Below are 9016 nucleotides of genomic sequence, written 5' to 3'. Positions count from 1 at the left end.
CGGCTCGTGCCTGTGGACGCCGGTGGACGTCCGCGGGCACGAGCCGCGGGTCAGTCGGGCACGCCGGCGGCGGCCGCCCGATCCAGGTGCCAGACCGTGGCCTCGCCGCGGGCGCAGGAGGCCGGGGCGGCGACGACGTCGGGGGCGGCCAGCCCCTTGGCCACCGCCTCGGTCTTACCGGCCCCGCCGGCCACCACCATGACCCGACGGGCCCGGTGCAACACGTCGAAGGTGAAGGACACGCGCTCGGGCGGCGGTTTGGGGGAGTCGCGCACCGCGATCACGTCCGTACCGGTGGTGGGCGCGACCGGGTGCCCCGGGAACAGCGAGCACACGTGCGCGTCCGGCCCCAGCCCCACGTGGACGACGTCGAAGCGCCCGTCGGCCGGGCCGTGCTCCCGCAGCGCCTCGGCCAGTGCGGCGGCCGCCGCGTCGACGGACTCCACCTGCTCGGGGCCAGGCAGGCGGTGCATATTGGCCTCCGGAATTCCGGCGGCTACCAGTCCCGTCACCTGTAGGTCGTTGCGGTCAGGGTCGTCGGCGGGCACGAAGCGCTCGTCGCCCTCCCACAGGTGCACCCGATCCAGCCCGTGCGCGGATGTGAGCCCGACGGCGGCGAGTGCGGCGGGCAGCGCCGCAGCGAGCGCCGCACCGCCCGATCCGCCGGTCAGGACCAGGTGGGCGACGCCCCGTTCGGCGGCGGCGTCGGCGAGCAGTCGCGCGGTCTCCGCGGCGGCGGTGGCGGCCGCCTCGGCCATGGAGTCGTGGACGACGACGGAGGGGAGGGGACGGGCGTCCGCGGCCGCGTTGACGGCGGCGGCATCGACTGTGGGCATCAGTGGATCCTTTCTTCCGCAACGGCGGCCTGGGCGGAGTCCTCGGCGAAGGTGGCCAGAACCTCCTCGTAGACGAGGTCCGGGCTGAGCCGGCGCAACTCCTCGCTCATTGTGGCCACCGGCTCGCGGCGGGCCATGGTCACGACCTGTGGGCGCTCGACGCCGGGGCGCGTGATCATCACCCGCTCGTGGTCCTTGCGCGTGATCACCAGGTCACCGGAGTCGGTGCGCACCGTAATGGTGGCGATGCCGGGAACCTCTGGGGCATCCACCCGCTCCACATCCACACCCAGGCGCAGCCGCAGCCAGCGGATCATCAGGGACACCGAGGCATTGTGCGGCTCGCCGGCGACGACGACTCCCCGGACCGCCCCGGCGCACAGCAGCGAGTCCAGGGTTGAGGCGACCATGGCGCGCCACAGGGTGATGCGCGTCCAGGCCAGGTCGATGTCGCCGCGCGTGTACTCGGGGGCGAGGGCCGCCAGGGCGGAGGACGGGTCCGGCTGAGAGGGCGTGTTGGTGATGCGGGTGGTGGCCAGGGCTCCGAGCGGGCTCGTGGCCGGGCGCACGGGCGGCGCATACGGCCACCAGGTCACCACGGGCACGTCGGGCAGGAGGAAGGGCACCACCAGGGTGTCGGCGTGGCGGGCCGCCTCGCCCTCCGGGAACAGCACCAGGGTCTCGCCGGCGCCAGCGTCGTGGCCGAGCCGGATCTCGGCGTCGAGATGGCCGAGGGAGCCGTCGGGACGGTGCCCATTGTGACGCCGGTCGTCGTCGGCGTCGTCGCTGCCGTTGGTCGGCGACACGACCGCCACCACGCGGCAGGGATGGTCCAGGCTGGCGCCGTGGGCGGCCACGAGGGCCTCCTCCAGACCGTCCCGGTCGGTGTCGATCACGAGGGTGAGCACGCGCGAACCGCTGCTGACACCCTCGGAAAGGAGGGTGGAGACGATCTCGTCGGTTGTGGTCTCGGTGAGGTTGATGATCATGAGCGCCTCCAAATGCGGCCGTCGCGGGCAAGCAGGTCATGGGCCGAGGGCGGCCCCCAGGAGCCGGGCCGATAGCCCTCCGGCACTCCGTTCGCGGCCCAGTGCTCGATCACCGGGTCGAGGATCCGCCAGGACAGGTCCACCTCCCGCTGCTGCGGGAACAGCGGGGCATCGCCGAGCAGCGCGTCCAGAATGAGCCGCTCATAGGCCTCTGGGGACTCCTCGTTGAAGGAGGCGCCGTAGCCGAAGTTCATGGTCACATCGCGCAGCTCCATCTGGGTGCCGGGAACCTTAGAGGCCATGCGCATGGTGATGCCCTCGTCGGGCTGAATGCGCAGCACGATCGTGTTCGCGCCCAGGCCGGCCGTGGCCGCGTCGGTGAAGGGCAGGAACGGTGGTCGCTTGAACACCACCGCCACCTCCGTGACCCGGCGGGCCAGCCGCTTGCCGGTACGCAGGTAGAAGGGGACCCCGGCCCAGCGGCGGTTGGCTATCTCCAGCCGCACCGCGGCGAAGGTCTCCGTGTGGGAGTCGGCGGCCACCCCGTCCTCCTCCAGGTAGCCGCGCACGGGGACGCCGCCCTGGAAGCCGGCCTCGTAGCGGCCGCGGGCGGTGGTCGCGTCCAGATCGAGGACGCCGGCCCGTTCCAGCTTGACGGCGGCCAGCACCTTCTCCTTCTCGGAGCGGATGGCGGAGGCGCGCATGGAAATGGGCTCCTCCATGGCGGTCAGGGCCAGCAACTGCAGCAGGTGGTTCTGGATGACGTCGCGGGCCGAGCCGATCGTGTCGTAGTAGCCGGCGCGGGTGCCGATGCCGATGTCCTCGGCCATGGTGATCTGCACGTGGTCCACGTAGCGCTGGTTCCACAGGGGCTCGAACATGGTGTTGGCGAAGCGCAGCGCCAGAATGTTCTGCACCGTCTCCTTGCCCAGGTAGTGGTCGACGCGGAAGACGTCGTCCGGGCGCACGATCCGGGAGACGACGGCGTCCAGCTCCTGGGCGCTGGCGCGGTTGTGGCCGAAGGGCTTCTCAATGATCACCCGCCGCCAGGAGCCCGGGACCTCGTCCACGAGCCCGGAGGCGGCCACATGCTCGGTGACGGCGGAGAACCAGGCCGGCGGCACCGACAGGTAGAAGGCGCGGTTGCCGCCGGTGCCGCGGGTGGCGTCCAGGTCGGTGACGGTGCGGGTGAGCCGCTCGTAGGCGCCGTCGTCGTCGAAGGAGGCCAACTCGACGAAGCGCATGCCGGCGGCCAACTGATCCCAGATCGCCTGCCGCCAGGGGGTGCGGGCGCCGCCGCGCACCGCGTCCGCGACGTATTCGCGCATGTCGTCGTCGGACCAGTTGCGCCGTCCCACGCCCACCAGCGAGAAGCTGGGGGAGAGCAGGCCACGGTTGGCCAGGTCGTAGATGGCCGGCAGGAGCTTGCGCCGGGCCAGGTCGCCGGTGATGCCGAACATGACCAGCACGCACGGATCGGCGATGCGGGGCAGACGCAGGTCGCGCGGGTCCAGCAGCGGATTGTCCCGCGGAGCGGCAACGCCTCCCGGGGCGCCGGAGGCGGTCGGTGTGCTTGAGATATGGGAGAGGTCCACGGGTGCCTTCTGCGCCTTCCTGTTCTTCTTCCCGGTGGGTGGTTGCGGCCGACCATGACGCCCACTCGGATCCCGGATGCGGTGCAGGGCCGACCGTATCCACTCTATGCGCTCGGCCGACACCGACGCCGGGCAGGGCGGGTGTCGAGGGGGTGTCTGTCAGGGCGTGTTTCAAGTTCTCACCGGCCGTGTACGACGCGACGGCCCCAACGGTAGGCTCTGGGGTGCGCCGGGAGCCTGCCCGGCGCGTAACCTTGCCCAATAACCGATCCCAGAACCGTGGCCCGTGCGGACGGGCAGAAGAGGATTGCGATGAGTTCAGCGAGCGACTTCGTCCCGCAGCCCGCCTCAGCGGATATCGGCGTGTACGGGCTGGGGGTGATGGGCGCCAACCTGGCTCGCAACCTCGCCCGCCATGGTCACTCGGTCGCGGTGTTCAACCGCACCCCGGCCCGCACGGAGCGGCTCATGGACCTGCACGGGGGCGAGGGCGACTTCGTTCCGGCCGTCGACGCGGCCGCTTTCGTCGCCTCGCTGCGGCGGCCGCGCGCCGTGATCATCATGGTGCAGGCCGGCTCCGCCACTGAGGCGGTCATCGAGCAGTTGCGCGAGTTGCTGGAGCCGGGAGACATCATCGTCGACGCCGGCAACACCTTCTATGAGGACACCGAGCGCCGCGAGACCTCCCTGCGCGAGCAGGGCATCCACTTCGTTGGCATGGGTGTGTCCGGTGGTGAGGAGGGGGCACTGCTCGGCCCCTCGATCATGCCCGGCGGCACCGACGCCTCCTACGAGCGCCTCGGGCCGCTGCTGGAGTCCATCTCCGCCCACGTGGACGGCGAGCCCTGCTGCACGCACGTCGGCCCCGGCGGCGCCGGCCACTTCGTGAAGATGGTGCACAACGGCATTGAGTATGCCGACATGCAGCTGATCGCCGAGGCCTACGATCTGCTGCGCGGCGTGGCCGGAATGAGCGTGCCCGAGATCGCCGGCGTCTTCCGCGACTGGAAGCACTCCGAGCTGGACTCCTACCTGATCGACATCACCACCGAGGTCCTGGACCGGGTGGACCCGGCCACGGGCGCGCCCTTCGTGGATGTGATTGTGGACGCCGCCGGCCAGAAGGGGACGGGCGCCTGGACCACCCGCACGGCCCTGGACCTGGGCGTGGCCGTGCCCGCCATCGCGGAGGCCACCTTCGCGCGGGCGGCCTCCTCCGCTCCCGCGCAGCGGGCCGCCGTGCGGGCCGCAGAACTGAACGCCGGCACCACCGTGCCGCATCTGGCCGCCGGCCCCGAGCGCGACGCCTTCGTCGACGCCGTGCGCCAGGCCCTGTACGGGTCCAAGATCGCTGCCTACGCCCAGGGCTTCGACGAGATCGCCACCGCGTCCGCACAGCACGACTGGAATGTGGACCTGGGCGCCATGGCCCGCATCTGGCGCGGCGGCTGCATCATTCGCGCCCGCTTCCTGGACGACATAACCCGCGCCTACGAGGCCGACCCCCAGCTGCCCAGCCTGCTGACGGCCCCCACCTTCGCGGACGCGCTGCGAGCCGCCCTGCCGGCCTGGCGGCAGGTGGTCTCCGCCGCCGCCCTGGCGGGCGTGCCCGCACCGGCTTTCGCGGCCTCGTTGGCCTACGTGGACCAGCTGCGCGCCCAGCGCCTGCCCGCCGCTCTCATCCAGGGACAGCGCGACTTCTTCGGCTCTCACACCTATCACCGTGTGGACGACCCCGAGGGCGTCTACCACGTGCTGTGGGCCGAGCCGGGCCGCGCCGAGGAGAAGTGGAACTGAGTCCTGGACTCGGGGCCGGGTGAAACGCCATCAGCCGCATCCGGCCCCGGCCGGGACCTTTTCCGGACCACGCATTGCGGCGGCCCACCGCGGCAACGGTATGGTTTGACCACAGCGGTGCGACCGGCACCGCCCGACCGGAGGGGAACAGATGTCGAGCACGCCGATGGAACCGGATCCCACCTCGACCCAGGCCTTCGGGGCGATTGGCGTCCCCGTTGAGCCCGACGTCCCCTCAGTGGGCATCTCCGCTCAGGACCGGGCCGCCATCGCGGCACTGCCCGCGGGCACGGCGCTGCTCCTGGTGCAGCAGGGACCGACCGCCGGCGCTCGCTTCCTGCTCGATTCCGCCGAGACAACCGTCGGACGGCACCCGCGCGCAGACATTTTCCTCGACGACGTCACGGTTTCCCGCAAGCACGCGGTCTTCACCGCGCTGCCCGCCGGCGGCTTCTCCGTGCGCGATCAGGGCTCGCTCAACGGCACCTACGTAAACCGCCAGCGCGTGGAGCAGGTGGCCCTGCGTGCGGGCGATGAGGTCCAGATCGGCAAGTACCGCATGACCTACCACCCCGCGCCCCAGCGGGCCGCGCAGTGACCGGCGCCGCCGCCCGGCGTGGGGCGGCCGACGACTTGGCGCCCGCAGAGGGATCCGAACCGTGGCCGCGCGGGGTCTCCCGCGAGCCGGCGATGAAGATCGGTGAGGTGGTCGACCGCCTCAAAGCCGAGTTCCCTGCGCTGTCTGTCTCCAAGGTGCGTTATCTCGAGGCCGAGGGACTCATCTCCCCGCACCGGGTCGGCAATGGCTATCGGCGCTACTCGGTCGCCGACATGGAGCGGCTGCGCTACACCCTGACCGCGCAGCGCGACGAGTACCTGCCGCTGTCGGTGATTCGCGAGCGTCTGACGGAGTTGGACGGGGATATGGACGCCCCGCCGCCGGCCCCGGTGGCGCGGGTGGTGGCCTCGGACGGCCGTACCGTGGCCGGCGCCTTCGACGCCGATGACCTGGTGCACCACTCGGGGGCGTCGCTGGCGCAGATCGAGGAACTCGTGACGATCGGCATCATTGTGCCCGACGCGCACGGCCGCTTCGACTCCCGTGCCCTCACCACCGTGTCGCTCGCGCTCAGGGCGGGCCGGCTGGGCGTGCCCCTGCGCAATCTGCGGACGGTGCGCAGCGCCGCCGAGCGTGAGGCCGACGCCATCGAACTGGCTACCCAGCACAAGCGCAGTCGCTCGACGACGGCGGGGGAGGACGCGGCCGCGGAACTGGCCGGGGTGCTGGCGCAGCTGCACACCAGCCTGCTGCACCACGCCGTCGACGCGCTGCGCTGACCGTCGTATACCAGTCGGCTACTCCAGATACTTCTGTCACCGTTCCCAGGACAGCACCGCCGACCCGCCGGTAGGTTATGAGCGTGCGGACCATGTCACTGATGGGAGTCCGTTCCACGGTCCCGGACTCAGGCCTGGTCGCCGTCCTCATGGAGGACGGGGGCCCTGGCATGATCACCGTCCCCGTGGGGGCGCGGGACGGACTGCTGCTGAGCACCCCTAGCCACAACCGGCCCCCCAGCTGGGTGCCGTTTCTGACTGCCTGCGTGGATGCTTTCGGCTCGGCCATACTGCGGGTGGAGCTCGACGTCGATGCGGACGGCGGCCTATGCGCCGCCGCGGTGCTCGACGCCGCGGCACCCGGCCTGCCGAAGGTGGTGCCCTGTGTCCCCAGCGACGCGCTGATTCTGGCCGACATGCTGTCCCTGCCGATGCTGGCCACCGACGCGCTGCTGCGGTTGCGCGGCATCGATCTGGGCGAGGAGGCATTGCAGCAGCGCATGCTGCGGTGGCGGCGGGAGTTGGACGGGGCCGTCTCGGAAGATGCGTGACCCCGCCCGTCCCGACCGGTCGGCTTCCTGCGACACGCGTGGCTCTTGTGACAGATGTGAAAGTTGATGTGCATCGCGTCACATTTCTCTTGCGGGTGTTGCGGGTTATCCGCGCAATTTCGCGCCGTCGGAACAGCGGGGGAGTCGAGCGTGAACCTCAACCTCAACTCAATGCCCTTTGTTCGGCGTGCCTGACATTGAGTCCGCCCACGACGGGTTCTATCGTGGAGCAGTGGCCGGGAGGACCGGCCCGCGCGTGCGTCCCCGCGTACGCCCCGATCTCGACAGGAGCCGGCAAGTGAGCGCCAACGAAGCGAGTCTTCACGCACCCGCACCCCAGCACACGCAGGGGATGCTCTTCGGTGACCCGCTCCCGCACCTGGACGTCAACACCGGCTATCGCGGACCGGTCGCCTGCCGCGCCGCCGGCATCACCTACCGGCAACTGGATTACTGGGCCCGCACGGGCCTGGTCGAGCCCTCCATCCGTGGAGCCAAGGGCTCCGGCTCCCAGAGGCTGTACGCGTTCCGCGACATCCTGTTGCTCAAGATCGTCAAGCGCCTGCTCGACACCGGCGTCTCACTTCAGCAGATCCGGGTGGCCATCAACGCCCTGCACGCGCGCGGGGTCGAGGACCTGACCTCGATCACCCTGATGAGCGACGGCGCCTCCGTTTACGAGTGCACCAGCGCCGACGAGGTCGTGGACCTGGTCCAGGGCGGCCAGGGCGTCTTCGGCATCGCGGTCGGACGCGTCTGGCATGAGATCGAGGGATCGCTCGCCGAGCTCCCGGTCGAGCACGCCGCCGACGCCCCGGTCGTCGAGGACGAGCTTGCCAAGCGCCGTGCGGCCAAGCAGCAGGCGGTCTGATAACAAACTCGAAGAGGTACAACATGGCGCCAACCAGAACACTCGGGAACTCCGATCTTTCCGTCAGCCCCATCGGTCTGGGTGGGAACGTCTTCGGTTGGACGGCCGACGAACCCACCTCCCACCGCATTCTGGACGCCTACGTGGACGCCGGCGGAAACTTCATCGACACGGCCGACGGCTACTCCCACTGGGCCGAAGGCCACGTCGGCGGCGAGTCCGAGGCCGTGATCGGTAGCTGGCTGGCGGACCGCGGCCGCCGCGACGACGTCATCATCGCCACCAAGGTAGCCACCAAGCCCGGGCGCGAGGGCCTCGCCGCCGGCAACATCCGCACCGCCCTGGACGAGTCTCTGGAGCGGCTGCACACCGACCACGTGGACGTCTACTACGCCCACTACGACGACCCGAACACGCCGCTGGAGGAAACGGTCGCCGCCTTCGAGGAGGCGCGTGTCGCCGGCAAGACCCGCCACGTGGCGCTGTCCAACTACACCCCCGACCGCGTTGAGGAGTGGTGCGCCATCGCCGCCGCCAATGACTTCGCGGCTCCGGTTGCGCTCCAACCCCACTACAACCTGGTGCACCGGCACGACGTCGAGGGCCCCGGCAACCGCGGGGAGGTGGCCGCCGCTCACCAGCTGGGCATGGTGCCCTACTTCGCCCTCGCCTCCGGATTCCTCACCGGCAAATACCGGCCCGCCGCCGCGACCGGCGCGGAGGTGGCCTCGCCGCGCGGCGGCTGGGTGGAGGACTACCTGCGCCCGGAGTGCTTCGCCGTCGTGGACGTGCTGCGCGAGGTTGCTGCTGCGCACGACGTCGCCCCCGCCGCGGTCGCCCTGGCCTGGCTGCGAGACCGCCCCGGTGTGGTGGCCCCGCTGGCCTCCGCGCGCACCCTCGAACAGCTCGGACCCATCGTCGACGCCCTCACGCTCACGCTCACCGCGGACGAGACCGCGGCGCTCACCCGGGCCTCGGATCAGGTCTGAGACAACCGGCAACAGAACCGACGCCGCCCGGCGTGCGCCTCAAGGCGCAC

The 9016-nt window shown here is 70.9% G+C and carries 9 protein-coding genes; 6 read left to right on the top strand and 3 right to left on the bottom strand.

Annotated elements, in window-relative coordinates; all coding sequences use genetic code 11:
• Positions 1-50: 50 nt before the first annotated feature.
• Genes pgl through zwf form a run of 3 tightly spaced genes read right to left on the bottom strand, consistent with a single transcriptional unit; the run spans position 51 to position 3342 of the window.
• On the bottom strand, positions 51-836 hold the full coding sequence (gene pgl / locus DRB06_RS09680) for a 6-phosphogluconolactonase (RefSeq protein WP_181574837.1): 786 nt from the start codon (positions 834-836) through the stop codon (positions 51-53).
• Positions 836-1825, bottom strand: coding sequence for a glucose-6-phosphate dehydrogenase assembly protein OpcA (locus DRB06_RS09675; RefSeq protein WP_073332297.1), 990 nt, complete (start codon positions 1823-1825; stop codon positions 836-838). The genes pgl and DRB06_RS09675 overlap by 1 nt, the downstream gene beginning before the upstream one ends.
• On the bottom strand, positions 1822-3342 hold the full coding sequence (zwf, locus tag DRB06_RS09670; protein ID WP_258522223.1) for a glucose-6-phosphate dehydrogenase: 1521 nt from the start codon (positions 3340-3342) through the stop codon (positions 1822-1824). Before zwf ends, DRB06_RS09675 begins: the two co-directional genes overlap by 4 nt.
• Before the next feature lie 390 nt (positions 3343-3732).
• On the opposite strand from zwf, the gene gndA reads away from it, so the two are divergent.
• The 6 genes from gndA (at position 3733) to DRB06_RS09640 (ending at position 8966) form a co-directional block, all read left to right on the top strand.
• A complete protein-coding gene (gndA, locus tag DRB06_RS09665; protein ID WP_108967070.1) occupies positions 3733-5217 on the top strand; it encodes an NADP-dependent phosphogluconate dehydrogenase in 1485 nt (494 codons plus the stop codon).
• A gap of 151 nt (positions 5218-5368) precedes the next feature.
• Positions 5369-5815, top strand: a complete 447-nt coding sequence (locus DRB06_RS09660) for an FHA domain-containing protein (RefSeq protein WP_073332292.1) — start codon at positions 5369-5371, stop codon at positions 5813-5815.
• A 92-nt stretch (positions 5816-5907) separates the two neighbouring features.
• Positions 5908-6555 carry a MerR family transcriptional regulator gene (locus DRB06_RS09655; RefSeq protein ID WP_073332710.1) on the top strand — a complete coding sequence of 216 codons (648 nt, stop codon included), beginning with the start codon at positions 5908-5910 and terminating at the stop codon, positions 6553-6555.
• 101 nt (positions 6556-6656) lie between these two features.
• On the top strand, positions 6657-7106 hold the full coding sequence (locus DRB06_RS09650; protein ID WP_181575252.1) for a DUF151 domain-containing protein: 450 nt from the start codon (positions 6657-6659) through the stop codon (positions 7104-7106).
• A gap of 352 nt (positions 7107-7458) precedes the next feature.
• Positions 7459-7977: a MerR family transcriptional regulator gene (locus tag DRB06_RS09645; RefSeq protein ID WP_073332706.1), complete on the top strand. Its 519-nt coding sequence runs from the start codon at positions 7459-7461 to the stop codon at positions 7975-7977.
• Positions 7978-8000: 23 nt separating this feature from the next.
• Entirely contained in the window at positions 8001-8966 is a 966-nt protein-coding gene (locus DRB06_RS09640; RefSeq protein ID WP_108967072.1) for an aldo/keto reductase, read from the top strand.
• The last annotated feature ends 50 nt before the right edge of the window (positions 8967-9016 follow it).

The sequence above is a fragment of the Actinomyces sp. Z5 genome, assembly GCF_003287795.1.
GTDB classification, from domain to species: domain Bacteria; phylum Actinomycetota; class Actinomycetes; order Actinomycetales; family Actinomycetaceae; genus Actinomyces; species Actinomyces glycerinitolerans.
This window is presented reverse-complemented; position numbering and strand designations above follow the sequence as displayed.

Coding starts and splice junctions, on each gene's coding strand:
- pgl (WP_181574837.1), bottom strand. CDS start 836: ATGCCCACAGTCGATGCCGCCGCCGTCAACGCGGCCGCGGACGCCCGT.
- DRB06_RS09675 (WP_073332297.1), bottom strand. CDS start 1,825: ATGATCATCAACCTCACCGAGACCACAACCGACGAGATCGTCTCCACC.
- gndA (WP_108967070.1), top strand. CDS start 3,733: ATGAGTTCAGCGAGCGACTTCGTCCCGCAGCCCGCCTCAGCGGATATC.
- DRB06_RS09660 (WP_073332292.1), top strand. CDS start 5,369: ATGTCGAGCACGCCGATGGAACCGGATCCCACCTCGACCCAGGCCTTC.
- DRB06_RS09655 (WP_073332710.1), top strand. CDS start 5,908: ATGAAGATCGGTGAGGTGGTCGACCGCCTCAAAGCCGAGTTCCCTGCG.
- DRB06_RS09650 (WP_181575252.1), top strand. CDS start 6,657: ATGGGAGTCCGTTCCACGGTCCCGGACTCAGGCCTGGTCGCCGTCCTC.
- DRB06_RS09645 (WP_073332706.1), top strand. CDS start 7,459: ATGCTCTTCGGTGACCCGCTCCCGCACCTGGACGTCAACACCGGCTAT.
- DRB06_RS09640 (WP_108967072.1), top strand. CDS start 8,001: ATGGCGCCAACCAGAACACTCGGGAACTCCGATCTTTCCGTCAGCCCC.